This window comes from Jatrophihabitans sp., assembly GCF_035474675.1.
GTDB lineage: Bacteria > Actinomycetota > Actinomycetes > Mycobacteriales > Jatrophihabitantaceae > Jatrophihabitans_A.
Genome location: NZ_DATINC010000053.1, coordinates 1 through 26,383, shown reverse-complemented (window position 1 = coordinate 26,383; position 26,383 = coordinate 1). Strand labels below are relative to the sequence as shown.

Annotated in this window: 25 protein-coding genes; 15 read left to right on the top strand and 10 right to left on the bottom strand. The window is 70.7% G+C overall.

Annotated elements, in window-relative coordinates; all coding sequences use genetic code 11:
• Positions 1 to 96: 96 nt before the first annotated feature.
• From VLJ82_RS06105 to VLJ82_RS06095, 3 genes are all read right to left on the bottom strand, one after another.
• Positions 97 to 528 carry a VOC family protein gene (locus VLJ82_RS06105; protein ID WP_408662437.1) on the bottom strand — a complete coding sequence of 144 codons (432 nt, stop codon included), beginning with the start codon at positions 526 to 528 and terminating at the stop codon, positions 97 to 99.
• 95 nt (positions 529 to 623) lie between these two features.
• A complete protein-coding gene (locus VLJ82_RS06100) occupies positions 624 to 1,856 on the bottom strand; it encodes a Dyp-type peroxidase (RefSeq protein WP_408662436.1) in 1,233 nt (410 codons plus the stop codon).
• Positions 1,857 to 1,902: 46 nt separating this feature from the next.
• Complete coding sequence (locus VLJ82_RS06095) at positions 1,903 to 2,703, bottom strand: EfeM/EfeO family lipoprotein (RefSeq protein ID WP_408662435.1); 801 nt, start codon at positions 2,701 to 2,703, stop codon at positions 1,903 to 1,905.
• 151 nt (positions 2,704 to 2,854) lie between these two features.
• Here VLJ82_RS06095 and VLJ82_RS06090 point away from each other — a divergent pair, with 151 nt between their 5' ends.
• Positions 2,855 to 3,334 carry a DUF4440 domain-containing protein gene (locus VLJ82_RS06090; protein ID WP_408662434.1) on the top strand — a complete coding sequence of 160 codons (480 nt, stop codon included), beginning with the start codon at positions 2,855 to 2,857 and terminating at the stop codon, positions 3,332 to 3,334.
• 64 nt (positions 3,335 to 3,398) lie between these two features.
• On the opposite strand, the gene VLJ82_RS06085 is transcribed toward VLJ82_RS06090, so the two are convergent.
• The 4 genes from VLJ82_RS06085 to VLJ82_RS06070 form a co-directional block, all read right to left on the bottom strand.
• Positions 3,399 to 3,950, bottom strand: a complete 552-nt coding sequence (locus VLJ82_RS06085) for a DinB family protein (protein ID WP_408662433.1) — start codon at positions 3,948 to 3,950, stop codon at positions 3,399 to 3,401.
• Positions 3,951 to 4,049: 99 nt separating this feature from the next.
• Positions 4,050 to 6,221 (bottom strand): M14 family zinc carboxypeptidase, encoded by a 2,172-nt coding sequence (locus VLJ82_RS06080; RefSeq protein ID WP_408662432.1) that lies wholly within the window; start codon positions 6,219 to 6,221, stop codon positions 4,050 to 4,052.
• A gap of 94 nt (positions 6,222 to 6,315) precedes the next feature.
• Positions 6,316 to 7,416, bottom strand: coding sequence for a DNA glycosylase AlkZ-like family protein (locus tag VLJ82_RS06075; protein ID WP_408662431.1), 1,101 nt, complete (start codon positions 7,414 to 7,416; stop codon positions 6,316 to 6,318).
• 53 nt (positions 7,417 to 7,469) lie between these two features.
• Entirely contained in the window at positions 7,470 to 7,913 is a 444-nt protein-coding gene (locus VLJ82_RS06070; RefSeq protein WP_408662430.1) for a VOC family protein, read from the bottom strand.
• Positions 7,914 to 8,056: 143 nt separating this feature from the next.
• Here VLJ82_RS06070 and VLJ82_RS06065 point away from each other — a divergent pair, with 143 nt between their 5' ends.
• From VLJ82_RS06065 to VLJ82_RS06010, 12 genes are all read left to right on the top strand, one after another.
• Positions 8,057 to 9,100 (top strand): hypothetical protein, encoded by a 1,044-nt coding sequence (locus VLJ82_RS06065; RefSeq protein WP_408662429.1) that lies wholly within the window; start codon positions 8,057 to 8,059, stop codon positions 9,098 to 9,100.
• A 77-nt stretch (positions 9,101 to 9,177) separates the two neighbouring features.
• Positions 9,178 to 10,017, top strand: a complete 840-nt coding sequence (locus VLJ82_RS06060) for an alpha/beta fold hydrolase (protein ID WP_408662428.1) — start codon at positions 9,178 to 9,180, stop codon at positions 10,015 to 10,017.
• Positions 9,948 to 10,898, top strand: a complete 951-nt coding sequence (locus VLJ82_RS06055; RefSeq protein ID WP_408662457.1) for a tachylectin-related carbohydrate-binding protein — start codon at positions 9,948 to 9,950, stop codon at positions 10,896 to 10,898. Before VLJ82_RS06060 ends, VLJ82_RS06055 begins: the two co-directional genes overlap by 70 nt.
• Before the next feature lie 157 nt (positions 10,899 to 11,055).
• Complete coding sequence (locus VLJ82_RS06050) at positions 11,056 to 11,679, top strand: hypothetical protein (protein ID WP_408662427.1); 624 nt, start codon at positions 11,056 to 11,058, stop codon at positions 11,677 to 11,679.
• Between the two features lie 115 nt (positions 11,680 to 11,794).
• On the top strand, positions 11,795 to 12,403 hold the full coding sequence (locus tag VLJ82_RS06045) for a hypothetical protein (protein ID WP_408662426.1): 609 nt from the start codon (positions 11,795 to 11,797) through the stop codon (positions 12,401 to 12,403).
• A 115-nt stretch (positions 12,404 to 12,518) separates the two neighbouring features.
• Positions 12,519 to 13,382, top strand: a complete 864-nt coding sequence (locus VLJ82_RS06040; protein ID WP_408662425.1) for an SDR family NAD(P)-dependent oxidoreductase — start codon at positions 12,519 to 12,521, stop codon at positions 13,380 to 13,382.
• A 158-nt stretch (positions 13,383 to 13,540) separates the two neighbouring features.
• Entirely contained in the window at positions 13,541 to 15,328 is a 1,788-nt protein-coding gene (locus tag VLJ82_RS06035) for a carbohydrate-binding module family 20 domain-containing protein (RefSeq protein WP_408662424.1), read from the top strand.
• 231 nt (positions 15,329 to 15,559) lie between these two features.
• Complete coding sequence (locus VLJ82_RS06030) at positions 15,560 to 16,591, top strand: hypothetical protein (RefSeq protein ID WP_408662423.1); 1,032 nt, start codon at positions 15,560 to 15,562, stop codon at positions 16,589 to 16,591.
• A 188-nt stretch (positions 16,592 to 16,779) separates the two neighbouring features.
• Entirely contained in the window at positions 16,780 to 17,646 is an 867-nt protein-coding gene (locus VLJ82_RS06025; protein ID WP_408662422.1) for an LLM class F420-dependent oxidoreductase, read from the top strand.
• 34 nt (positions 17,647 to 17,680) lie between these two features.
• Entirely contained in the window at positions 17,681 to 18,925 is a 1,245-nt protein-coding gene (locus tag VLJ82_RS06020; protein ID WP_408662421.1) for a hypothetical protein, read from the top strand.
• Positions 18,926 to 19,048: 123 nt separating this feature from the next.
• Positions 19,049 to 20,173, top strand: a complete 1,125-nt coding sequence (locus tag VLJ82_RS06015; RefSeq protein ID WP_408662420.1) for a Vms1/Ankzf1 family peptidyl-tRNA hydrolase — start codon at positions 19,049 to 19,051, stop codon at positions 20,171 to 20,173.
• 58 nt (positions 20,174 to 20,231) lie between these two features.
• Positions 20,232 to 20,642, top strand: a complete 411-nt coding sequence (locus VLJ82_RS06010; RefSeq protein WP_408662419.1) for a ChaB family protein — start codon at positions 20,232 to 20,234, stop codon at positions 20,640 to 20,642.
• Positions 20,643 to 20,660: 18 nt separating this feature from the next.
• On the opposite strand, the gene VLJ82_RS06005 is transcribed toward VLJ82_RS06010, so the two are convergent.
• Genes VLJ82_RS06005 through VLJ82_RS05995 form a run of 3 tightly spaced genes read right to left on the bottom strand, consistent with a single transcriptional unit; the run spans position 20,661 to position 23,368 of the window.
• Entirely contained in the window at positions 20,661 to 21,311 is a 651-nt protein-coding gene (locus tag VLJ82_RS06005; RefSeq protein ID WP_408662418.1) for a response regulator, read from the bottom strand.
• On the bottom strand, positions 21,308 to 22,732 hold the full coding sequence (locus VLJ82_RS06000; protein WP_408662417.1) for a sensor histidine kinase: 1,425 nt from the start codon (positions 22,730 to 22,732) through the stop codon (positions 21,308 to 21,310). Before VLJ82_RS06000 ends, VLJ82_RS06005 begins: the two co-directional genes overlap by 4 nt.
• 36 nt (positions 22,733 to 22,768) lie before the next feature.
• A complete protein-coding gene (locus VLJ82_RS05995; protein WP_408662416.1) occupies positions 22,769 to 23,368 on the bottom strand; it encodes a hypothetical protein in 600 nt (199 codons plus the stop codon).
• A gap of 390 nt (positions 23,369 to 23,758) precedes the next feature.
• On the opposite strand from VLJ82_RS05995, the gene VLJ82_RS05990 reads away from it, so the two are divergent.
• Together VLJ82_RS05990 and VLJ82_RS05985 are read left to right on the top strand one after the other, a co-directional pair.
• Positions 23,759 to 26,059 (top strand): M4 family metallopeptidase, encoded by a 2,301-nt coding sequence (locus VLJ82_RS05990; RefSeq protein ID WP_408662415.1) that lies wholly within the window; start codon positions 23,759 to 23,761, stop codon positions 26,057 to 26,059.
• Positions 26,060 to 26,249: 190 nt separating this feature from the next.
• A partial coding sequence (locus VLJ82_RS05985; protein WP_408662456.1) for a VOC family protein occupies positions 26,250 to 26,383 on the top strand: 134 nt, incomplete at its 3' end.

The window sequence follows — 26,383 nt, the reverse complement described above, 5'->3', positions numbered from 1 at the left end:
AAGGGCCCGGCTCATCCACCGTAGCCGGACCGGCCATCCCCCGCCGCCGGGCACCGGCGTCGCCGTTCGCCACCTGCCGGGCGGATATGGCCCGTATCAGACGGCGAAGATCTGGGAGTCGTCGGCGAAGGCCTTGAACTCCAAGGCATTTCCGGCCGGGTCGAGCAGGAACATCGTCCACTGCTCACCGGCCTGCCCCGCGAACCGCAGGTAGGGCTCGATCACGAAGCCGGTGCCCGCCGCCCGCAACCGGTCGGCGAGCTGGTGGAACTGCGCGACCTGCAGCAGCAGCCCGAAGTGCGGCACCGGCACGTCGCGGCCGTCCACCGGGTTGGCGGCCCGTTCGGCGCGCCCCGTCACCAGGTGCGTGACCAGCTGGTGGCCGTGCAGGTTCCAGTCCACCCAGGTGTCGGCGCTGCGGCCCTGGGCCAGGCCCAGCACCTCACCGTAGAAGTGCCGCGCGGCGGCCAGGTCATCGACCGGTATTGCGAGGTGGAAGCGCGGGATCGAGGGGCCCGGGAGCGTCACGACGGAAGTCCTGCCTGGAAGAGAGCGTGCGGCTTACTCCCGGGAACTGTAGCTCCGCCGGCAGCGGACTCATCGAACAGGCGGGACCAGGATGATCAGGCGAACATGCCCTCGCCGAGGTAGCCGCCGAACTCCGCGACCCCGGGCGGCACCACGAAGTAGCCACCGCCGAAGGGCTGGATGTAGTCGGTCATCGGCTCGCCGGCCAGCCGGAGCTGGGTGGCTTCGAACTGGTCCTGGATGTTCTGCTGGTAGCTGCAGAAGATCAGCCCGGTCTCGGAGTTGCCGTTGCGGGACATGCCGGCGTTCTCGTAGTTGTAGCCGCGGCGCAGCAGCCGGCTGCGGTCGGTTTCCGCGGTGCGCGGATTGGCCAGCCGGATATGGGCATCGAGCGGGATCACCGCCCCGTCCGGGTCGGCCGGGTAATCCGGCAGGTCGGTCTCGCCGGTGCCGTCCAGCGGCGCACCGGAGTCCCGGTCCCGGCCGATGATCGCGTTCTGCTCCGGAATGCCGACCCGGTCCCAGAACTCGACCAGCATCCGGATCAGCCGGATCACCAGGAAGCTGCCGCCGACCGCCCAGTCCGGCTGGCCGGAGTTCTTGTCGATCCAGACCAGGCCCTCGTCCTCGGCCGGGTTGACGATGCCGTCCTTGTAGCCGAACAGGTTGCGCGGTGCCCCGGTCGGGCGCGGCCCGGAGTGGAAGCCCAGGATCTTCCATTCCAGTTGCATCATGCCGCGGGTCGCCCGGGTGAGGTCGCGCAGCGCGTGGTGCACCGAGTCGCTGGCGTTCGAACAGACCTGCAGCACCAGGTCGCCACCCGTCCAGTCCGGTTCCGGGGAGTCGCTCGGGAACACCGGCATGGTGGTCAGCCCGCGCGGGCGGGCGGCGGCCAGGCCGTACCGGTCGGTGAAGACGCCCGCACCGAGGCCGACGGTGACCGTCAGGGCGTCCGGTGGGACCTGCGCCCCCAGCACGCCGCTGTCCAGGCCACCGATCTCGCTCTCCCGCGGCGGGCCCGAGTCCACCAGCGACCCCTCGGTGAGCGACTGGATGTGGCTGGTGAGAGTCTGCAGCAGCGCCTGCAGGCCGGCCCGGTCCTCGACCAGCAGCCGGAAGGCGGCGAAGCCCGCCGATCTCTGCAGGAAGTCCGGACGGTAGACGCCGGCCTGGTTGGCACCCAGGAACGGCACCGAGACGGTGGCCGGATCCGGGCTGCCACCACCGCCCTTCCCCTCCGCCAGCGCGGGCCGGCTCACCCCCAGGGCACCGGCCGCGGCGAGCGTTCCGGCCGCGCCGCGCAGGAAGTTACGACGGTTGACGCTCATGCGGGCCTCTTTCCAGGACGGGTCGCGAGCACGGACCGGCCGGCGGTCACTGGACTTTGCCGAGCGCGGAGGGAATCCGGTACAGCGCCTCCAGCGCCGCCCCGATGGCGCCGTTGACCGGCTGCCGCTGGTGCTTGGTCAGGCCCTGGTAGTCCGGCCACCGGCCGTCGACCTTGGTGGCGTCCAACGCTGCGTCGAGCCGGTCCAGCGCGGCCTTGGACTGGTCGTACGGGCTGTGCCCCAGCACCGGGGTGGGAATGAGCGGCTTGAGCTCCTCCAGCACTACCCGGGTGCCGAGCACGTCGGCCGAGGTCAGCGCGTAGGCCATTCCGGAGCCGTAGTCGTCCTGCCCGGACAGGTGGTCGCGCAGCGCGTCCTCGAGGATCTCGTGGCAGCGGATCGGCATGTCGGTGGGCACGATCGCCAGCTTCGCCAGTCCCCCGCGCAGGGTGTCGACGTCGGCGGCCAGCCGGTCGACGTGCCCGCGCAGGTCGGGCAGTTTCTCCCCGGAGTACAGGCCGTACTCGATGCGGTGCAGGCCCGTGAAGGCCGGGTCGGCGACGCCCTGCGGCAGGCCGTTGGCCAGCCCGCCGATCGCCGTGCCGAGCGCGCCGAAGCTGCCGTAGGCGGCACCCACCTGCTGCCAGGTGAACTGTGCGGCGAGCCAGCGGCGTTGCGCCGAGGTCCGGTCGTTGCCGGGCAGCCCGGCCCGCAGGTTCGCCACGTCGGCGGCGAGTTGGTCCAGCTTCTGCCCGACGTAGCCGCGGTACTGCTCGACCACCGCGCCGAGCGGGGTGCCGGCGCGGCCGGGCGTGGTCTCAAGGGTGGTGGGACCGAGGCGCAGCATGCTCGCCTTTCATGTGAATCAGATGAAATACCCTCGGAGGGTATGAAGCTCGCAAAAACTCCGTAAGGATGCCACGCCCTGATCGACCGGTAAAGAGCACGTTTCGCCAGGTGCTCACTGCCCGCCTCCGCGGCTCGCTACGGTGGGCGGCGTGGACTCTGACCAGGACCGGCGCGAGCAGCTGGCGGCCGACCGGGCGGCGATCGCCGGACTGGTGCGCACCTTCTTCGCCGCATTCACCTCCGGCCCGGACTCCCCCGCCCGGCTGGACGCGCTCCGGCAGGCCTTCCTGCCCCAGGCGGTGATCGTGCGGACCTGCGGCGCCGAGCCCGCGGTCTACGACGTCGACGGCTTCATCGCGCCCCGGCAGGCGCTGCTCTCCGGCGGCAGCCTGGTCGACTTCTCCGAGTGGGAGGTGTCCGGCCGCACCGAGGTGTTCGGCGACATCGCCCAGCACTTCTGCAGCTACGCCAAGCAGGGCGTGCAGGACGGCACGCCGTTCACCGGGCGGGGCAGAAAGACCCTGCAGTTCGTCCGGATGCCGGCTGGCTGGCGGATCAGCGCCGCCGCCTGGGACGACGAGCGGGACGGGTTGAGCCTCGAGGACGGCCGGAGTTTCGAGGAGGCCTGAGCCTTCGAGGACGGCCGGAGCGTCGAGGAGACCTGAGCGTCGCGGCAGCTGCCCGGCGCGTGCCCTACTGGCCGAGCCGGCCGTCGATCCGCTCCCGCAGCAGGTCGGCATGCCCGTTGTGGCGGGCGTACTCCTCGATCATGTGCACCAACAGTTCGCGCAGCGAGACCGGCGAGCCGGTGCTGTCGGCCCCGACGAAGCCCAGGTCGGTCTCGCGGGTGAACTGCTCGGAGAAGGCGACCTCCTCGCGCCACGCCGTCCATGCCTCATCCACCACCGCCGGATCGGGCACCGCGCCGTCGAAGTCGCCGTCCGGCTCGGCCTCGGACTGGTAGCGCCGCGGCGCGTCGAGGCCGGCGAACCGGCGCCGGAACCAGCCGCGCTCCACCTCGGCCATATGGCGCAGCAGCCCCAGCAGCGACATCGTCGACGGTTCCACCGCACGGCGGGCCAGCTGCTCGGCGTCCAGGCCCTCGCACTTGAGCTGCAGGGTCAGCCGCTGGCCGCGCAGGAACTCCGTCAGCGTCGCCCGCTCGTCGCCCAGGGTGGGACCACCCGCCCGCGGGTCCTCGGCAGGGTCGAGGAACAGATCCGCACGGTGCTGTAAGGACGCCATGCGGTCATGCTGGCCGGGACGGGATGTCCCCGCAACCGGATAACCGGTGCCGAACCCCACACCCCCGCGCCGGATCACCGGCGCGGGGGTGTGCGGACGTCAGCGTCCGGCGCCCACCGTCGCGTGGGTGTTCTGGTACTGCTGGGCCACCCGCACCAGCTGCACCAGCCCGCCGGCGTACTCCATGGCTTCCTCGTGTGCCTCGGCGTACGGCGGCTGGAACCCGGGGTGGTCCCAGTCCTGGGTGGCCTGGTTGAACATCAGGTTGCCCACTTCGAAGTCCCAGGCGAAGATGCCCTGCTCGTAGTACAGCTCGTCGGCCGAGTTGCCCGCCGCCGAGTACAGCACGTCGACCACCGGCCCGGTGAAGCCCGGCCAGGTCACCGTCCCGCGATGCGCCGCCACCGCGCTCACGATCTGCTTGCCGGCGGCGAGGAACTCCGCCGACTCCGCGGCCGAGGGACGCGGCAGGGTGATCCGGCCGTCGAACTTGTACGCCCCGGGCGGCCACATGAAGAAGCCGCCGTAGGAGTGCACGTTCATCGCGTACTTGATGTTCGAGTGCGCCCTGGCCAGCGCGATGACGTTGCGGCTCTCGGCCTCCGACAGCTCACCGGTGCCGGCCGACACCTCGTCCAGGCAGTCCAGGCTCGCGCCGAAGTAGCCGTCGAACAGCGACCCGACGGCGTAGTTGCGGTTGACGTCCACTCCCCACTCGTCCCGGTGTGCCGGATCCCGCAGGGCACCCGTGCAGTAGTTGTCCATGTTCTTGCGCTGCATGTTGAAGTCGTTGAACGAGTAGTGGGCGCCGTCCGGGTTGACCACCGGGATCACGAACACGTCGACGTCCTGCAGCAGCGCGTGGGTCTCGGCATCGGTGGCGTAATTGGCCAGCAGCCGCTCGGCGAACTCGAGCGTGACCAGCGGCGTCGCCCATTCCCGAGCGTGCTCCTGGGAGTAGGCCAGCACGCCGATCCGCGAGCCGTCGCGGTGCACGCCGATCCGCAGCGCCTGCACCGTCCACGGCGCGCGGGCCACCTGTGGGCCAGCCTTCAGCCCGTCGCTCAACGCCGTGGGGCCGGCGACCGGCATCCTCTTGCCGGCCGAGCCGTCCTCGACGGTGAACCGGAACAGGGTGCCGAACCTGGCCTGCAGGTAGGCCACGACCTGGTCGGTGGTGCTGGTGACGGCACCGGTCCGGTCGGTCGCCAGGCTCACGGTGAGCACCCGGTGGGCATAGTGGGCGGTGAGCTTGTGGTTGCGCCCGGGCGGCTTGATGCTCCTGACCTGCACGCCGTTCCAGCCCTGGTCGCCGAACTGGCGGGACTCGACGACGATCGCGGCCGTGGCCGGGTCACCGAGGTACCCGGTCGCCGTGCGGCGGTAGCCCTGGGTCTTGTTCGGCAGGTTGATCACGTCGACCAGGGCCGGGTATTGCTTGGCCAGCCGGGAGATGCGGGCCCGGACGTCCTCGGGGTTCATGTACTGGGTGATGAAGTCCTGCTGGTAGCCGACCGGCGTCGGGGGCGGCTGAACCCCCGGCCAGACCACCGGCGTCGCCTGGGCGGTGCCGCCGAGGCTCGACGTGGCGGTGAACGACACCGGCGTGGCCGGCACCGGCTGCGGGAAGAAGGTGTAGTGGTACTGGTACTCGTTGGCGTCTTCGAACCGCTCCAGCGGGAACGAGCCGGTCCGTCCGTCAGCGGTCTGCCAGCGGACGTCGATCATGACGTCCGGGTCCTCCGCCGCGCTGGTGGTCACCGCGACCCCGACGAAGGTCTGCCCCTTGCTCGTCCACCAGTAGTTCTGCAGGAAGTGCAGGGTGTCGGTGGCGACCGTGGTCGCGACACCGGAGGCCGACAGGGTGCGCCGGGTCAGGCCGGCCGCCGTGCGGGCCTTGGCGGCCTGCGCGCTCTCGGCGTACCGCTTGCTGCCCTCGCCCTCCCGCTCGATGATCCGGATCAGCCGCACGCCGCGGCTCTGGAGGGTGGCCAGCCGGGCCCCGGTGAGCACCATGTCCACCTGGTAGGCCCCGCTGGGCAGGGATCGCACCGGCAGGTCGGTGCCCGCGCCGATCAGCGCCTGGGCCGCCGCCCGGTTGGCCACCTGCAGGGTCACCAGCGCGGTGTCGGCCGCCGCCAGCTGGACGGCGGCAGCCTTCGCGGCCGGAGCGCTGGTGGCGGTGGGGGTGGAAGACGCCGTGCCGGTCGCTGTTGCCAGCACCATGCCGCTCACCGCGGCGACGACGACAAGAACTCGGGAACGGCGCATGGCGGCCTCCGAAGGGGGACGGGGCGACTGAACTTACGCGCAGGGTGTGATAGCTGGCAATAACCGGAATGGTGCGACTTCCGACTTCCGCGGCTCAGCCCGGCAGCGCGATGTCCAGGTCGAGGCAGCGGGCCAGGTCGGTGAGCTCGCGCCGCACCGCCGAGGCCAACGCCCGAGAGAACGGCACGTCCTGGTGGATCGCGTCGACCTGCAGCACACCGGCGCCGCGGTGGCTGGTGGCATCCACCTTGCCCACCAGCCGGTCGCCGTACAGGATCGGCAGCGCGTAGTACCCCCACCGGCGCTGGGCGGCCGGCTTGTACATCTCCAGCTGGTAGTCGAACTCGAACAGGTCCACCATCCGCTTGCGGTCATAGACCAGCCGGTCCAGCGGGGAGAGCACCGCGACCCGGCCCCGGAAAGGCTGCCCCAGCAACTCGGGATCCACCCGCCACCGGCCGCGCACCCCCTCGACGACCGCCGGCTCGCCGGTCTCGCCCACGTCCAGCGGCTCGATCATGGTCTGCGCGGTCTTAGCCCGCACGATCCCCAGCGAGCGCAGCCGGCGCTGGTCGCGGATGCGCAGCGCCTCGGCCAGCGGCACCACGTCGTTGTCGGGATAGACCCGGCTGGCCAGGTCCCACAACCGATCGCGGCCCCGGCGGCCGGCCACCGCGACCTCGCCGCGCTGCTCGAGCAGTTCCAGCATCATGCTGGCGTTGCGGGAGTTGTTCCATCCGCTGGACCGCCACGGCACCAGGCAGCTGTCCGGCAGCTCGCGCGAGGTCAACGGCCCTTCGTTGTCGAGCCGCTCCAGGATGTCCTGGCGGAAGTCGTCGTTGACCCGGACCCAGTCGTCGTTGGCCTGCCGCCAGCCGGACGCCTCACCCGGCCACTGCGCCATCTCCGCGCGGTAGAGCGCGATGTCCTCGCCCGGCCGGATCATGCCGCGCAGCTCGATCAGACTTCCGTCGCGCAGCGCGGCGGCCAGCTGCTCGGGCCGGTAGGACCGCCCGAGCCGGCTCCAGGCCACCAGGTCGGCACTGGGCGCCACCGCGTCGGTCGCGTCACTCTGCAGCAGGGTCAGCCGGCGCACCGTGTCGAGCAGGTCGGCCGGCCGGTCGGCGTCCAGCAGCTGGGCCCGCACCGCGATCCGCCGCGCCTCGGTCCGCGTCAGCGTGTGGGTGCCGGCCATGGGGTGCAGGCTAGCGACCGGTCCGGCACGCCGTACCGCTGCCGGCACCGGCCCTAGCCGGACTGCGCGGCCGCCTCGAGCGGCGTGAGCACGCAGAACTCGTTGCCGTCCGGATCGCTCATCACCACCCACCGCACCGATCCCTGCCCGATGTCGACCCGCCGCGCGCCGAGCCCTTCCAGCCGGGCCACCTCGGCGGCCTGGTCGAGCGGCCGCAGGTCCAGGTGCAGCCGGTTCTTGCCGGCCTTGACGTCGGGAACCCGCAGGAACAGCAGGTCGGGCACCACCCCGTCCTCCGGGCTGCCGGCCGGCGGCTCGAGCACCACCTCGTCGGCGTCGGCGTAGGTACGCCGCCAACCCAGGGCCGCCTCCCAGAAGGTGGCCAGCCGGGCCGGGTCGGCGGAATCGACGCACACGCACTGGATGCGCAGGCTGACCAGCACGGTGGTCGACAGCTCGCCGGAAGGATCAACCGAAAGATCGCTGGAAAGGCCCATACCCGCGATCCTGGGCAACGCCCGCCGTCCCGTCCAGCGGTTTTCCCCGCGCTCCGGACCGCACTCCGCAGCACCGGGAACTGCCGGACTGACAAATGGGTCAATGCGGTCAGCACCCAGGATCCGGTGGTTCACTGGAAGGGATGCCTCCGACGCCCGTAGCCACCAGCCGGGGTCACCGCCTGCGCGGACGCCGGTGGGCCACCCTGCTGCCGGTGGGCAGCTGCGCCAGCGTGCTGGCACTCTTCGTGCTCGACATGTTGCCGCCGGGCAGCGCCGAGTTCACCATCTCCAGCCGGGCGGACACCATGCCTGCCGCCGGGCAGCCGTCCGCCGGAACCCCGGCGGCGACCCCCTCCCCGACCTGGACGACGCCGACCGCCGCGCCGTCGCCCACCTCCACGCCGACGACCACGCCGGCCCGGACGGCAGCCCCGAAGGCCGAGGTCGTTCCGTCCGCCCGCGAGCCGATCGGCGGCCGGGGGATCCAGGCGGCGGCGGACTACGCGACCGCCCGCGGGTACCGGGTCGGGGTAGCGGTGCTCGACACCCGGACCGGCACGCTGTGGGGCGCCGACGAGCACGCCAGCCTGTTCGCCTCGGAGTCGGTGGTGAAGGTGTTCATCGCCACCCGGCTGCTGCTCGACCGGCAGCTGACCGGCGACCTCGCCGAGACCGCCTACCGGATGATCGCCCGCTCCGACGACGGCGCCGCCGACGCGCTGTACGGCTACGCCGGCGGCGACGACGTGCTGCCCTGGCTCGCGGCCCACTACGACATCCCCGACCTCGGCTCGCCGCCGAGCCTGGCCGGCTGGTGGTCCAACACGCACATCAGCGCGACCGGCCTGGTGCGCTTCTACGCCAAGGTCAAAGCCGATCCGGTGGTCTGGCCGTGGCTGTCGAAGGCGATGCACGCCGCCACCGAGTACGGCTCGGACGGCACCTACCAGTTCTTCGGCCTCAAGCAGGCCGACCCGGGTGCCGCGATCAAGCAGGGCTGGGGCCAGGACGACGACGACTGGTCGGCGTCCTCGGACTTCAACTCGACCGGCTTCGTCGACTCCGACCGGTACGCGGTGGCGATCCTGGTCAAGGGCCCGTCCTGGCAGTACAACTCCGGAACGCCCGCCATGGTCACCTCGGTGGCACGGATGCTGATGCCCGGTGGCGTGATGCGTCCCTGACCCCGGCCGCCGAAGGAAACCCTCAAGGTTTTCGCCGATGCATTCCCGCAATGCGTGCCCAGGTCTAGCGTTTCGCCATGGCGACCTCCCTACCCCCCGGATCGAGCTGCCCGATCGGCTGGCAGCCCAGTGCACTGGCGCCGGTCTTCTACGGCTACCGCGAATACACCGCCGCCGAGGGCGCGCCGCTGACGGTGCGCGTCTACTACCCCAGCCTGGACGACTCACCCGCCGGCGCCGCACCGCTGCTAGGCTGCGGGCGCTATCCGCTGATTCTGTTCTGTCACGGCAGCTGCCCGGGTGAGCCACTGCAGTACCAGAAGTGGATCGAGCTGCCCGCCCAGCTCGCCCGGGCCGGCTACGTGGTGGCAGTGCCGCAGGTCCCCGACATCGACAGGCTGCCGATCGAGGTGCCCGCCACCCAGGAGGCGCTGCGCAAGCTGCTGGACTGGATGCGAGAGGGCTGGGAGAACCGGGACACGCTGCTGCCGCCGCCTGCCACGGGCCTGGCCGGGCACTCCTACGGGGCGCTGCACGCCGGCATCCTCGCCACTACCAGACCGGTTCTCGCCGTCGTCTCGTTGAGCGGCGTGTGGGAGGAGTTGTCGGACCCGTTCCCGATCCGCCAGGGCGCGTGGGCCCGGCTGTTCACCTGGGGCACCAACACGATGTCGGAGAACAGCGCCGACCTTCCTCCCCAGTACTGGAACCCGTTCCGCAGCCGAAGTACCGGGTGCTGTTCGCCGACGCCCACCACTTCGACTACCTCTACACGACCCAGCTCGCCTGCCATCCGGAGCGCGGTCCGTGCCCGTTCGTCGGTGCGTACACCGCCGACACCGCGACGATGTTCTTCGCCCGTTACCTGCAACCGGAGAACTGGCCCGACCTGGCCGCGGGAATTCCCGACTCGCTGATCCCGCCGACGACGGCCGAGCTCGCGCAGAACCTGACACCGGAGCAGCAGTCCTACCTCGGCGGCTACCTCGCGGGCGTGCCCGCCTTCAACGACTCCGGCAAGTGCCGCATCGCGCTGCGCGAGTCACCACCTGACCTGGTCGTCGGTCAACTGCTGTTCTACAACGACAACACCCGCGAGGGGGTCGGCGATCTGCACTCGCCGTCGGTCATCGGGACCGGGGGCTGGCAGGACCTGACGTCGGTCTTCTCCGGCGGCGACGGCATTCTCTACGCCGTCAACCCGCAGGGGGAGCTGCTGTTCTACCGCGACTACAAGCGCGACGGCACCGGCGACGTCAACAACCCGAAGGTCATCGGCCTCGGCGGCTGGCAGCGGATGCTCCACCTGTTCGGCGGCGACCCGGGCGTGATCTACGCAGTCGACGACCAGGGCCAGTTGCTGTTCTTCCGCGACTACCACCGCGACGGCACCGGCGACGTCAACACCCCGTCGGTCATCGGACTCGGCGGCTGGCAGGACATGCGCCACCTCACCTACGGCGGCGACGGGATCATCTACGCCGTCGACGACCAGGGCAAGCTGCTGTTCTACCGCGACTACCACCGCGACGGCACCGGCGACGTCAACACCCCGTCGGTCATCGGCCTCGGCGGCTGGCAGGACATGCGCCACCTGGTCGCCGGCGAGCCGGGCGTCCTCTACGCCGTCGACTCCCAGGGGCAACTGCTCCACTACCGCGACTACCACCGCGACGGCACCGGCGACGTCAACTCACCGCAGCTCATGGGCAACGGTGGTTGGCAGCGGTTCAGCCAACTGACCTACGGCGGCAACAACAAGGATCTGAAGATCCTGTACGCGGTGGTCGGCCAGTAACCGGTGCGGGGTCGCCTACCACGGCGACCCGCCGGAACCTTTGAGGTTCTTGTGTACCGATTGAGCGGGTGTTACCTTTCATCGCCCCGTCGGCGTAGTACCCCCTTCTGTACGTTAACGGGGCTTTTGTCCCCTCCCCGTTTCAAGGAGTACTCGCGTGAGAATCAGGTCTGACCACGGCGTCCCCCGGCGCCGGTCGCACAGGACCATAGCGGCACTGGCCACAGCCGTCGGCATCAGCGGCGCCATGCTGGCCATCCCGACCGCGGCATACGCCACTGTGCCGCCCGGCGGCTGGTGCTACAACGACTTGTACAGCGTGTCGAGTGTCGGCAGCGTCACCCAGACGCCCCTCATCCCGACCAGGAGCTTCCAGAACAGCAGTAGCAGCACCACGGTCAACTGGACCGAGAGCTACACCAACTCCGCCACCTACACCTCCACCTACTCGACCACCACCACGTTCTCGGGCGGCATCAAGCTCGGGATCATCACCCTCGGGGTGAACTCGTCGCAGACGCGAACCACCAGCACCAGCATCACGGTGTCCACCACCTCGTCCTTCACCGCGCCGGTCCCGCCGCTGACCACCGCTTACGCCGACTACGGCACGTACAAGCTGCAGACCTCCGGGACGTACAGCCAGGAGCGTTACGCCTGCGACGAAAGCCTCAGCAGCCGCTATCCCACGACGACCACGAGTGGGGCACTGACCGCGTACAGCTTGACCAGCGTCGGTTGGCACTACTGGGACTCCAACGGCGGCTCCGGCGACCTGTGACGTGTCGACCCGACCGTCTCGTCAGCTATCCGGCTGCTTCCGGTTCACCCCTCGGCAGCTGTCCACTTCCCCGTCCCATCCCCCGTCCCCATCCCATTCCATCCAGGAGAATCGCGTGAGAAACAGGTCTGACCACGGCGTCCCCCGGCGCCGGTTGCGCAGGACTATGACGGCACTGGCCGCGGCGGTCGGCATCAGCGGCGCCATGCTGGCCGTCCCCACGGCGGCCAACGCCATTCCGCTCGGCGGCTGGTGCTACGACCAGTGGTACGACGTGACGAGCGTCGGCAGCGTCACCCAGACGCCCCTGATCCCGACCAGGAGCTTCCAGAACAGCAGTAGCAGCACCACGGTCACCTGGAGCGAGAGCTACACCAACTCCACGACCTACACCTCCACCTACTCGACCACCACCACGTTCTCGGGCGGCATCGACCTCGGGATCATCAAGCTCGGGGTGAACTCGGCGCAGACCAGGACCACCCAGACCAGCATCACCGTGAGCACGACCTCATCCTTCAGTGCGCCGGTCCCGCCGCTGACCACCGCCTACGCCGACTACGGCACCTACAAGCTGCAGACCTCCGGGACGTACAACGAGGAGAAGTACGGCTGCGACAACCACGATTTCGCCTCGTTCAAGAGTGGGTCGCTGACCGCCTACAGCCTGACCAGCGTCGGCTGGCACTACTGGGACACCACCGGCACGTCCAACAACCTGTAGTGCGCTGATCCGGCCGTCCCGTCCCCGCGGCGCATCGCGGGGCGGGGCGGCTGGCAGCTGTCCGGCCCCAGGCCTACGGTGGCACCGACAGCTCAGCGAGGCTTGGGGGAACGCGATGCCATCGTCGGTCGGTGCGGTACTGGTGACCGGATGCTCCTCGGGGATCGGCCACGCCACCGCCGAGCTGCTGGCCCGCCGGGGACACCTGGTGTACGCGACGGCGCGCCGCGAGGAGGCCCTCGCCGACCTGCGGGCGGCCGGCTGCCGCACGCTGTCGCTGGACGTCACCGACGAGCAGTCCCGGCAGGCCGCCGTCGACGCGGTGGTGGCCGAGCACGGCGTGGTCGGCGCGCTGGTCAACAACGCCGGCTACTCCCAGTCCGGCGCGCTGGAGACCCTGGACCTCGACGAGGTCCGCCGGCAGTTCGAGACCAACGTCTTCGGCCTGCTGCGGATGTGCCAGCTGGTGCTGCCCGCGATGCGCCGGCGCGGCGCCGGACGGATCGTCAACGTCTCCTCGATGGGCGCCAACTTCACCTTTCCCGGCGGCGGCTCCTACCACGCCACCAAGTACGCCGTCGAGGCGCTGTCCGACGCGCTGCGGTTCGAGGTCGCCGGCTTCGGCGTCGGCGTCACGGTGATCCAGCCCGGGCTGATCAGGACCTCGTTCAGCGAGCGGGCCGTCGCCGAGGTCCCGTCACCGGGCGAGCAGACCGGTCCGTACGACGAGTTCAACCGCGAGGTGGCCGAGGCCACCCGGACGGTGTACGAGCGCGGCCCGCTGGCCAGGCTGGGCGGCGAGCCACAGGCCGTCGCCAAGGCGATCGCCCGGGCCCTCACCGCCCGGCGGGCACCGATCCGGGTGCGGGTCACCCCGTCGGCGCACGTCCTCGTCCTGCAGCACCGACTGCTGCCGGCCCGGGCCTGGGACCGGGTGATGCGCTCGCAGTTCCCGACCCCGACCGGCTCGGCGGGGTAGCGGGTAGCCGCCCGGCCGCCAGGGATGAAAGCGCTTCGTCCAGGGTCTGGACGTAGCCGCCAACAGCGCTAGACTGGTCGTGCACGATTTGCTCGGATTGCACCTCCTCCCCTTCCCGCCCTTCCGTGGCCGGCCGCCGCATTCCCCAGGAGCCACCCATGTCCGTCCCTCCCCGTCGCCGTGTCCGGACCACCCTGGGCGCGAGCATCGCCAGCGCCCTGCTGGTCGCGGCCGCCCTGGTCGCCGCGCTGTTCACCAGCGCCGCACCGGCCGCCGCCGCCAGCACCCCGCCGCGCGGCGACGTGATCGCCAACCTCTTCGAGTGGAACTGGAGCTCGGTCGCCAGCGAGTGCACCAACGTGCTCGGCCCGAACGGCTACGGCGCGGTCCAGGTCGCGCCGCCGGAGGAATCGGCCACCCTGGCCGGCGCCGGGCATCCCTGGTGGGAGGTCTACCAGCCGGTCAGCTACCAGGTCAGCAGCCGGATGGGTAACCGCACCGCGTTCGCGGCCATGGTTACCGCCTGCCACAACGCCGGCGTGAAGGTCTACGCCGACGCGGTGCTCAACCACATGACCGGCCAGAACAGCTCCGGCTCCGGCTATGCCGGCACCACCTTCACCGGCAAGTACACCTACCCGGGCACCTACGGCAGCCAGGACTTCCACCACTACCCCAGCGACTGCCCGAACTCCGACGGCCAGATCCACGACTACAACAACGCCACCGACGTGCAGAAGTGCGAGCTGGTCCAGCTGTCGGACCTGCGCACCGAGAGCTCCTACGTCCGCGGCAAGCTGGCCGGCTACCTCAACGACCTGCTCAGCCTGGGCGTGGACGGCTTCCGGCTCGACGCCGCCAAGCACATCGACGCCGCCGACATCGCGGCGATCAAGGCTCAGCTGACCCGGTCGGCCTTCCTGTACCAGGAGGTGATGCCAGGCGGCGCGGTCAACCCGCCCGCCTACGAGACCAACGGCAGCGTGCTGGAGTTCACCTACGGCAAGAAGCTCAAGGAACAGTTCCAGGGCAGCATCGCCAACCTGCAGACGTTCGGCCAGAGCTGGGGCCTGGAGCCGAGCAACAAGTCGGTGACCTTCGTCGACAACCACGACACCGACCGGGATGGCTCCACCCTGAACTACAAGAACGGCTCGACCTACCAGCTGGCCAACATCTTCTCCCTCGCCTGGGGCTACGGCACGCCGCAGGTCTATGCCAGCTTCACCTTCGCCAACAACGACCAGTCGCCGCCGGCGGACGCCAGCGGCTTCGTCACCGCCACCGACTGCGGCAGCATCGGCACCTGGCTGTGCGAGGACCGGCAGCAGGCCATCCTCGGCATGGTCGGCTGGCACAACGCGGTCGCCGGCAACGCGGTGACCAACTGGTGGAGCGACGGCAACAACGTCATCTCCTTCAGCCGCGGCTCGGCCGGTTTCATCGCGATCAACAACACCTACGCCGCGGTGACCCGTACCTTCGCCACCGGCATGGCGGCCGGCAGCTACTGCGACGTGATCCACGGAACCGCGTCCGGCACCACCTGCAGCGGGCCGCTGGTGAGCGTGGACGCCGCGCACAACGCCACCATCACGGTGCCCGCGCAGAGCGCGGTGGCTTTCTCCAGCTACTCCACCGCCAGCACCAGCACCGCGGTCGCGGTGACCTTCAACGAGAACGCCAGCACCACGTTCGGGCAGAACGTGTTCGTGGTCGGCGACCACTCGCTGCTCGGGGTCTGGAACCCGAACCTGGCCACGGCGCTGTCGTCGGGTGGCTACCCGGTCTGGTCCACCACAGTGTGGCTGCCCAAGAACACCGCCATCCAGTACAAGTACATCAAGAAGAACCCGGACGGCACCGTCACCTGGGAGGGGTCCTCCAACCGGACCGCCAACACCGGCTCGGGCAGCACGCTGACCCTCAACGACACCTGGCGCTAGCCCGGACGACGGCCCGGCGGGGCTCTCCCCCGCCGGGCCCTCGATCGACTTTCGGCCGTGCCGGACGGCGCTTACGAGCATTGTCCGGATGCACGTGATACCCAAACAAACCGCCGGATGCATGGCAGGTCTTGCCAGCCAGCAGCCGTATCAGCCCCGCCAGCCGCCCGCTCTTTCCCGGCATCGTCCATCCACCGAAGGGAAAGAACAGTGCGGGCAATCAAGCGTGTCGTGGCGGTCAGCGCAGCGGTGGCTGCCGCAGCGGCGGCCGCCGTCCTGGCGACCGCAACCCCGGCCCTGGCCATGAATCCGTGTGACAGCGACAACCCGCCGGACAGCTGCTGGGTCTATGACCCCCCGCCGCCGGCACCGCTCGCCCCGGCCAACCTGACCGCGCCGTCGGTCCTGCAGACCTCGGTCACGCTGCAGTGGTCCGACCGGTCCAGCGACGAGACCAGCTTTGTCATCCGCCGGGTGGTCAGCGGGGCCAGCACGTACCTGAGCGCACCGGCCAACGCCACCTCCTTCACCGACACAGCGGCACCGGCCGCGCGCTACATCGACTACTACGTCTCGGCCCGGAACTGCGTCGACGGCGGCAGCAACTGCTCGGCCAGCGGCTCGGTGCACATCGCGGTGCAGACCCACCAGCAGCCGGCCAACCCGACCGGCGGCCTGGCCTCCGGTTCCAGCCTGGGAACCTGGGGCTACTACTCGATCTCCGGCTGGACGATCGACTGGGACACCACCGCCCCGCTGCAGGTCTCGCTGGTGCTCGACAACACGGTGCTGGAGACCAAGACCGCCAACGGCGCCTACGCCGGGCTGAACGCCAGCTACCCCGGCTACGGCGACAACCACGGCTACAGCTTCTACACCGGCAAGTCCACCGTGAAGGGCACCCACACCCTGTGCGTGCGGGCGAGCAACGTCGGCGGCGGTGCCGATGCCAACCTGGTGTGCTCCAGCTACACGGTGTTCGGCCCGCCGTCGGCGGCCACCGCCCTGACGCTGACCAACACCGGAACCTCGATGGTGGTCGGGTTCACCGACAACGCCAACGACGAGACCGGCTACGTGCTGCAGCGCAGCACCGACGCCCAGGCCAGCTGGCTGTCGGTGGGCTCGCAGTACCCGGCGGTCAGCGGCTCCGGCAGCCGGGGCAGCGCCACCGACTACTCCAGCCCGCCGGCCGGCACCTGCTACCGGATCCTGATGGTCAACTCCTACGGCAACACCCCGAGCGCGGCGGTCTGCTCCTGACCTGCCTCACCTGACCAGCACCGCCCGACCCGGCAGCCGGCCGTCTCGTCCCCGACGAGGCGGCCGGCTGCTCGTCCGTGCCGTTGCGGGCTCCTTTGCCCACCGGCGCCGGGCCGTTCTAGGGTCGAATGCGACAGGTCCTCCGACGCACACACCCGCGCCCTGCTCGCGCGGGAGAGGAGCCAGACGTGAAGCTCGGCTTGCACATCGCGGATTTCACCTTCCCGAGCGGCCCGGCGGGCCTGGCCGACGACCTGACCCGAGTGGCGGTGGCGGCCGAGCAGGCCGGCTTCGCCCGGGTCAGCGTCATGGACCACGTCTGGCAGATCTCGGTGCTCGGCCCGCCGGAGCACGAGATGCTGGAGGCCTACACCACGCTGGGCTACCTGGCCGCCCGCACCTCGCGGGTCGAGCTGCTGGCCTGGGTGACGGCGGTCAGCTACCGGGAGCCGGGGCTGCTGGCCAAGCTGGTGAGCACCCTGGACGTGCTGTCGCAAGGCCGCGCGATGCTCGGTATCGGGGCGGCCTGGAACGGCGACGAGGCGACCGGGTTGGGCCTGCCGTTCCCGGGCACCGCCGAACGGTTCGAGCGGCTCGAGGAGACGCTGCAGATCTGCCTGCAGATGTGGAGCGACGACGACGGGCCGTACCAGGGCCGGCACTACCGGCTGGGCCGAACCCTCAACGTGCCACAGCCGATCCGCCGGCCGCCGATCCTGATCGGCGGTGGCGGTGAGAAGAAGACGCTGCGGCTGGTGGCCCGCTACGCCCAGGCCTGCAACCTGTTCGCCGGGCCCGACCTGGAGCGCAAGCTCGACATCCTGCGCGAGCACTGCCGCACCGAGGGCCGCGACTACGACGACATCGAGAAGACCGTGATGGCCCCGCTCGACCCCGGCGAGCGCGGCGAGCAGATCCCGGCCCTGCTGGACCAGCTGCGCGGACTGGCCGGGCTCGGCGTGGCACACGTGCACGGCTGGGTGCCGGGGGTCTGGCAGACCGAGCGGTTGGAACTGCTGGGCAAGGAGGTCGTGCCGGCCGCCGCCGAGATGTGAGCCGGTCCGGGGGCTGACCAGGCACAATGGTGCGGTGCCCGCACTCCACCGGAGATCCCGCCTCGTCCGCGCCGCCGCCGTCGCTCTTGCCGCCGGGGCGCTGCTGGCCGGCTGCACCTCCGCGACTCCCGGCCCGCCGGCGGAGCAAGGATCACAGGCCGGTTCCAGCGCGGCAGCAGGCGCCAGCGCGACCGCCTCGTCACACGGCGACCATGCCGCAGCGGGCTCGGTGGCGGTCGCAGCCCTGCAGCCGGGCGAGCGCTGGATCACCCTGTCGATGCCGGGCGGCGCCTACCGTCCGCAGGCCGAGGCCGGCGGCACCGACGACTACCGCTGCATCTTGCTGGACCCCAAGCTCACCCGGGACTCGTTCCTGTCCGGGGTGGTGCTGGAGCCGGGCAATCCCAACCTGGTGCACCACGCGATCCTCTACCGGGCCGACCCGGAACAGGTGGGCGCCGCCAAGGCCAAGGACGCCGCCGACCCGCGACTGGGTTGGTCCTGCTTCGGCGGGCCCGGTCTGCCCGGCAACGACACCGACCTCGGCGGGCTCAACTCCGCGCCCTGGGTGGCCGCCTGGGCGACATCCGGCGGCGAGCAGCGGTTCGCGGCCGGCACCGGCCAGCGGGTCCGGGCCGGCACCCGGCTGATCCTGCAGATGCACTACAACCTGCTCAACGGCGCCGGCGCCGACGACACCACGGTGAAGCTGCGGGTCGCCGCCCCGGGTGCCCGGTTGCAGCCGCTGCAGACCATGCTGCTGCCGGCACCCGTCGAACTGCCCTGCCCGGCCGGCGACACCGGCCCGCTGTGCGTCCGCGAGGCCTCGGTGGTCGACGTGATGCGGCGCTTCGGCACCAACTCCGGGCGGGTGGTGGCCGGCCTGCAGCTGCTGTGCGACGGCTCGTTCAGCAATCCCCGCAGCGGCCCGACCCAGACCTGCGGCCGGCCGGTGAGCGAGACGATGCAGCTGCGCGCGGTGGCCGGCCACATGCACCTGCTCGGCCGGTCGATCCGGATCGACCTGACCCGGCAGGACGGAACCAGCCAGCGGCTGCTCGACATCAAAGCCTGGGACTTCGACGACCAGCGGGCCACGGTGCTCCCCGAGACGGTCACCGTGCACGCCGGCGACCGGCTGCAGGTGACCTGCACCCACGACGCCGGCCTGCGCCGCAAGCTGCCGGCGCTGGCCAAGCTGCCGCCGCGCTACGTGGTCTGGGGCGAGGGATCCTCCGACGAGATGTGCCTGGGCATCGTCAGCTACACCCAGCCCTGACCCGCCGCAGCCGGCGGACCGTCGTAGTATCGGAAAACAGCGACGGCCGAACAGTGGGAGTCTCTCGGCCGAGGCCCAGCAGTGCGCCCGAGTCGTTCGACGACAACGAGAGTGGGCGCACCCATGCAGATTCCGACCACCGTCTCTGCCCTGTACAGCCATCCGGGCCCGTTCGCCTCGGTCTACCTCGACGCCACCCGGGCCAGCGAGTCCGGCAGCACCGAGGTCGAGCTGCGCTGGCGCGCCCTGCGCGGCCAGCTGGCCGAGGCCGGCGCGGACGACAAGACCCTGCAGGCGATCGATGAGGTGGCCGGCGCGCATGCCGAGATCGCCGGCCGGCACGGTCAGTTCGTGGTGGCCGCCGACGGCGAGGTGCTGCTGGACGAGCCGACCCGCCGGCCGCCGCTGCGCGAGCTCGCCCGCTGGGCACCGCTGCCGCACGTGCTGCCCTACCTGGTCGACCGGTCCACCCAGATCCCGCACCTGACCGTGCTGATCGACCGCACCGGGGCCGACGTGCACACCGTGCTGGACGATCTGCACAGCGAGCAGACCTCGGTGGCGGGCGGCACCGAGTACCCGCTGCGCAAGACCGGCCGGGACGTCTGGAACGAGCGGGTCTTCCAGAACCGGGTGGACAACGCCTGGGAGACCAACAGCAAGGAGGTCGCCCAGGCGATCGTGCACAACCTGCCGTCCCAGGTGCAGGTGGTGCTGCTGGCCGGTGACGTCCGGGCCCGCACCCTGGTCAGCGAGGAGCTGGCCAAGGTGCTGCCGCAGCGGGTCGGCGTCCGTCAGCTCGAGCACGGCGCGCGGGCCGAGGGTGCCTCCCGCGAGGCACTGGACGCCGAGGTGCGCTCGGCGCTGCTGCACCACCTGTGGGCCGAGCGGCACGACGTGCTGGCCCGGTTGCAGCAGGCGGTCGGCCGGCACGACTACGCGGTCACCGGCATCCCGGCGGTGCTGGACGCGCTGCGCAAGGCCCAGGTCGACACCCTCGTGCTGTCGGACGATCCGTCCTCCACCGCCAGCTGCGCGATCGGCCCGGAGCCGCTGCTGCTCGGCTCCGACATGGAGCTGAGCGACCTGGGGGTGACCGAGATCCGGCACGAACGGCTGGACGCGGCGCTGGTCCGGGCACTGGCCGGCAGCGGTGCCGGGCTGGTCATCACCCCAGGCGGCCACCAGTACGTCGAGCAGGGCATCGCCGCGCTGCTGCGCTACACCGACGCCTCGACGCCGACCTGAGCCCCCGCTCTGCCAGGACCCTGGCAGAGCAGCTTTTCCCTATCAGTGGAGGAATGCCATGCCTGCCAAGGATGAACTGCCCTCGACGCTGAAGCGCTCGCCGAAGAAGGCGCAGGAAACCTGGTCCAAGACCCACGACTCGGCGGTGGAGAGCTACGGCGAGGGCGAGCGTGCGCACCGCACCGCCTTCTCCTCGCTCAAGCACTCCTTCGAGAAGGTCGGCGACCACTGGGAGCCCAAGCAGGGCGGCAAGAAGGGCCCGTCGGACTCCCAGTCGGCCAAGCGCGGGGCGGCCGCCCGGCGGGGCGGCAAGACCGCCGAGGGCATCGACGCCAATGCCACCAAGACCCACCTGATGGAGCTGGCCAGGCAGCTCGACGTGCCCGGCCGGTCGAAGATGACCAAGGCCGAGCTGGTCGAGGCGCTGAAGAAGGCCAACCGGAAGGCCACCGCCAAGGCCCGGTCCTGACCGGCTGACCCGGACCCGTCAGGCGGGGGCGCCGCCGTCCGGCTGGCGGGCTTCGGGGAGGTTGTCGCGGGCCCACAGCGCCGCCGAGGTGCGGTCCGACACCCCGATCCGGCGGAAGACGTTGCCCAGGTGGACCTTGACGGTCCGCTCGGCGATGCCCAGCGACCGGCCGATCTGCTTGTTGGCCAGCCCCTGGCTGGCCAGCACCAGCACCTCCCGTTCCCGGCTGCTCAACTGGTCGGCCACCGAGGTCGGTTGCCGGTTCGGCAGCAGGGCCACCGCCACCCGCGGGTCGAGCGGCGCGCCGCCGGCGCTGGCCGAGCGCACCGCCGCCAGCAAGTCGGCCGGCTCGCTGTCCTTGAGCAGGTAGCCGACCGCCCCGCTGGCCAGCATCTCGCTGACCTTGCCCTGCTCGGCGAAGGAGGTCAGCGCGATCACCCGGGTCGCCGGCGCCCGGTCGAGGATCAGCCGGGTGGCCTCGATGCCGTCCAGCACCGGCATCGACAGGTCCATCAGGATCACGTCCGGTTCGGTGGCCAGGCTCAGCTCCACCGCCTGCCGGCCGTCGGCCGCCTCGCCGACCACCTCGATGTCGGCGGCGGTGCCGAGCAGGCCGGCGAGCCCGGCCCGCACCAGGCGGTGGTCGTCGGCCAGCAGCACCCGGATCATGCCGGCACCTCCATCCGGAACCGGGTGCCGTCCGGGCCGCTGGCCATCGACAGCCGGGCCCCTACCTCCACCGCCACGTCGGCGATCAGCCGCAGGCCGAAATGCCCTTCGGACGCTGCCTGTTCGGCACGCTCGGGAGCCAGCCCGCAGCCGTCGTCGGCCACCTCGAGCCGGACGCCGTCGGCCTGCCGGCTGAGCTCGATCCGGATGCCGGCGGCGCCGGAGTGCCGCACCGCGTTGCGCAGGCACTCCTGCGCGACCCGGAACACCGCCTGCTGCTGCTCGGCATCCAGCGCCGCGGCGGCGGCCGGGTCGACCTGCAGGGCGATCTCGGCGGACGAGCCGGACTGGGTGCGCACCAGGTCCGCCAGCGCCGCCGCCAACCCGCCGGCGGTCAGGCTCGGCGGGTAGATGTCGACCAGCAGCGACCGCATGCCGGCCACCCCGTCCCGGACGGTGGCGGCTGCCTCGCCCAGCCGCTCGGCGCGGGCCTGCTCGCCCTGGGCGGCGGCCCGCTCGACCTCGCCGCCGACCAGGAAGGCCGCGCCCGCCAGTTGCTGCACCACGCCGTCGTGCAGGGTGGCCGCGATCCGGCGGCGCTCCTCGGTCGAGGCGTCCAGCGCCCGGCGCATCAGCACCTCCCGCTGCTGCTGGGCCACCCGGGCCCGCCGGTAGAACAGCCAGAGCACCGGGGCCAGCAGCACCAGCACCGCGACCAGGCTGCTCAGCATCACCCCGGAAAAGCCGCGCCACAGCTCGTCGCTGCGCTGGGACACCAGGTCGTAGCGGAAGTAGGTTTCGAACAGCAGCGGCTTGCCGCTCGGCGTCCACACCGGGCGGTACACCTCCAGCAGCTTGCCGGGCGCGGACTCCAGGCCGTTCTCGGGCCGGTCCAGGTCGGTGATGCCGGCCTCGGTGCGGGGCGCGGTCAGGGCATCCTCGGCCTCGTCGTCGAGTTCGAAGCGCTGGCCGACCAGCCGCCGCTCGTCGGAGTAGAGCACCAGGCCCTGCGGGCTCCACAGCTTCACCCGGACCACCTGGGTGTTGAGAATCCCCTTGCGGATCAAGGCATCCAGTCCGGCGGTGGCAACGGCGGGGTCGGTGGCCATGGCGTCGGTGAGGGCCGGCTGGACCACGCTCTCGGCCAGGATGTCGGTCACCTCGGCCACCTGGTGGACGGCCTCCTGCTTGGCGATCCGCTGGAACACCAGGATGCCGCTGGCCGCCACCACCGTGAACAGCACCGCCACCGAGACCGCCACCTGGACCAGCAGCCGCCGCACCGACGCCGGCCGGGGTGCGCCGGACCGCGGCGCGACCAGGGTCTGCCAGTGCGGTTCCGCGGAGGCGGCCGGACGGCCCGCCGGCTGAGCAGCCGCCGGGACAGCCGGCAGCGCCGCGCCGGTCGCAGGGACCGTCACGGCGCCGCCGTCGGAGGGAGCCGTCACCGGCCAGCCTCAGTCGTCATGGCTGCCATTCTTACCGCTGGAGCCGCTGCCCGAGTCGTCCGAGCCACTGCCCGAGCTGCCGGAGTCGTCCGAGCCACTGCCGGAGCTGCTGGAGCTGCCGGAGTCGTCCGAGCCGCTGCCGGAGGAGCCGCCGTGGTCGTCACCGGGCTCGGGAGTCCGGCTGGCGGTGCGGTCACCGCCGTGGTCGTCGCCGGGCTCCGGGGTCCGGCTGCCGGTCCGGTCCCCACCGCGGTCGTCGCCCGGCTCCGGAGTCCGGCTGCCGGTCCGGTCACCGCCACGGTCGTCACCGGGCTCCGGAGTCCGGCTACCGGTCCGGTCCCCACCACGGTCGTCACCGGGCTCGGCGGTCCTGGACCGGCTCGGGGTGGCGCTCGGGCTCGCGGTGGGCGTCGCGGAGTCGTCGGCGCCGGAGGAGCGCACGGTCAGCGCGGAGTCGTCGCCCAGTTCCGCGGTCTGGGCTCCGCTGGGCGCCCGGACCGGGAGCTGGTGGCTGAAGGAGGGGTTGTGCACCAGGCCGGCGACGGCCGGAGCGGCTGCCAGCCCGGTGGCGGTCAGGGCGGCGGCGGTGAGCAGGAACAAGCGGTTCATGGCTGGGTCTCCAGACAGATCATCGTGCAGGTGTGGCTGTCAGGATCATTTCTCCTCCCCCGCGTGGTACCCCCGCCATCGGACGATGGGACTAGTACCTCCTCGCCAGATACCTCCTCGTCAGGTACCTCTTGCCAGCCGGACGACCGGCCGTAAGCGTATGCACCCATCAGCCCCAGAGCGCACATCCTTCCCCAATCCTTGAAACTTATGAACTTCCATTGAAATCGGAAACAAATATCGCTACGGTCCGCTACGGGCAGTAATTCCACGGGGCGCCCATCATCCGTCCACCAGCCGGAGTGGGCTTCTGCCCGCACTGCCGTGATCTCCCGTTGTACCCGTCCCATCCCCCATCCCCTGCTTCACCGACCCCTAAGGAACCCATCCATGGTTCTGCCACCGCGACTTCGTCGCTGCACCACGCTCGGTGCGATCACCGGCCTGACGGCACTGGCCGTCACCGGTCTCGCGCTCACCACCGGCCCGGCCACGGCCGCGCCCAGCCCGAAGGCGTCCCCGAACGCACTGGCTGCCCAGTCGGCGGCCAGTCTGGTCGCTGCCCGGCCGGCTTCGATCCATGCCAGCAAGGACGATGCCTACATCGCCCACTCGGTGATCTCGACCCGTGAGGGTCTGCAGTACGTGCCCTACGACCGGACCTACAAGGGCCTGCCGGTGTTCGGCGGTGACTTCGTGGTCACCACCGACGCCACCGGCAAGGTGCTGGGGACCACTGTCGCGCAGGACAAGGTGGTCAACGTGGGCACCGCCGCGGCCAAGACGCCCGCACAGGCGGCCGCGGCCGCGCGGGCCCAGGCCAAGGGCACCGTGGACTCGGTGTCGGCCCCGCGCAAGGTCGTCTACGCTCTGGGCACTCCGCGGCTGGCGTACGAGACCGTGGTGGCCAGCCACGCCGGAGCGATCCCGAGCAAGCTGCACGTGTTCACCGACGCCAGCACCGGCGCGGTGGCCTACTCCTACGACGAGGTCCGCGAGGGCACCGGCACCGGCAAGTGGAACGGCCCGAACCCGCTGACCATCAGCACCAGCCACCCGACCAGCACCACCTGGACGATGACCGACCCGATCCGGTCGGGCATCAACTGCCGCAACTACACCGGCGGCGCGATCTACTCCGGCAGTGACGACGTCTGGGGCAACGGCGTCGGCAGCGACCGGGAGACCGGCTGCGTGGACGCCCTGTTCGACGTCCAGCACGAGTGGGACATGCTCTCGGCGTGGCTGGGCCGTAACGGCATCAACGGCTCCGGCGGCGGCTACCCGATCTACGTCGGCCTCAACGACGTCAACGCCTACTGGGATGGCACCCGGGTCGCGGTCGGGCACAACAACGCCGGCGACTGGATCTCCGAGCTCGACGTGCTCGGCCACGAGTTCGGCCACGCGGTGGACAACTTCACCCCCGGCGGCATCGGCTCCTCGGCGGTCGCCGAGTTCACCGGTGACGTCTTCGGCGCCCTGACCGAGGCCTACACCAACGAGCCCTCGGCCTACGACCCGCCGGACTACACCGTCGGCGAAGAGGTCAACCTGGTCGGCTCCGGCCCGATCCGCTACATGTACAACCCGTCGCTGGCCGGCGACCCGAACTGCTACTCCAGCAGCATCCCGACCACCGAGACCCACTCCGCCGCAGGACCGGGCAACCACTGGTTCTACCTGCTCGCCGAGGGCACCAACCCGACCAACGGCCAGCCCACCAGCACCACCTGCAACGGCTCCACCGGCCTGGTCGGCATCGGCATCCAGACCGCGGGCAAGATCTTCTACAACGCCATGCTCCTCAAGACCACCAGCATGAGCTACTTCAAGTACCGCACCGCCACCCTGACCGCCGCCAAGAACCTCACCCCCGGCAACTGCACCAACTTCAACAAGGTGAAGGCAGCCTGGGACGCGGTCAGCGTTCCCGCCCAGACCGGTGACCCCACCTGCTCCACCACCGGTGGCGTGACGGTGAACAACCCGGGTAGCCAGACCGGCACGGTGGGCACTCCGAAGAGCCTGACCATGACGGCCTCCGGCGGCACCGGTACCTACAGCTGGAGCGCGAGCGGTCTGCCGACCGGCCTGGCGATCAACTCCTCGACCGGTGTCATCTCCGGCACCCCGTCGGCGGCGGGCACGTTCACCTCGACCGTGACCGCGACGGACACGGCCAGTGCCAGTGGCAGCGTCAGCTTCACCTGGACGATCAGCGGTACCGGTGGTGGTTGCACCTCACCGGGCCAGAAGCTGCTCAACCCCGGCTTCGAGTCCGGCAACGTGAACTGGTCGGCCTCCGCTGGGGTGATCGGCCAGTACGGCGGCTCCGGTGAGCCGACGCACGGCGGTACCTGGAACGCCTGGATGGACGGCTACGGCACCACCCACACCGACACGCTGTCCCAGTCGGTGTCCATCCCGTCCGGGTGCGTGGCGACCTTCAGCTTCTACCTGCACATCGACACGTCTGAGACCACCACCACCGTGGCCTACGACACGCTGACCGTCAAGGCGGGCAGCACCGTGCTGGCGACGTACTCCAACCTGAACAAGAACACCGGGTACGTGCTGAAGAGCTTCACCGTTCCGGCCGGCACCACCAGTGTCAGCTTCACCGCCACCGAGGATGTCTCGCTGCAGACCTCGTTCGTGATCGACGACACCGCGTTCAACGCGAGCTGATCGCCGTCGAAGCTGGGCTGTGATGCACCAGTAGTTCGGTGGGGGCCAGGCACTTCGGTGCCTGGCCCCCGCTGCGTTATCCCCGCGCCCACTCACCTAGCCGGAAACGAAAGCTCTCGATGAACCCGGCCCAACGTGAGTGCGCGGCCCGGACTTGACGTCGCACTTGTATTTTGCAAGTGTTGACCGCATGAGCCTCTTCATCACCTGCCCGGTCGAGAGCGTCGAGCGCGCGACCGCCTTCTACACCGCCCTCGGCTGGACCCTCAACGCCGAGATGTCCGATCACAACGTGTCGTGCTTCGCGATCGCGCCCGAGCAGTA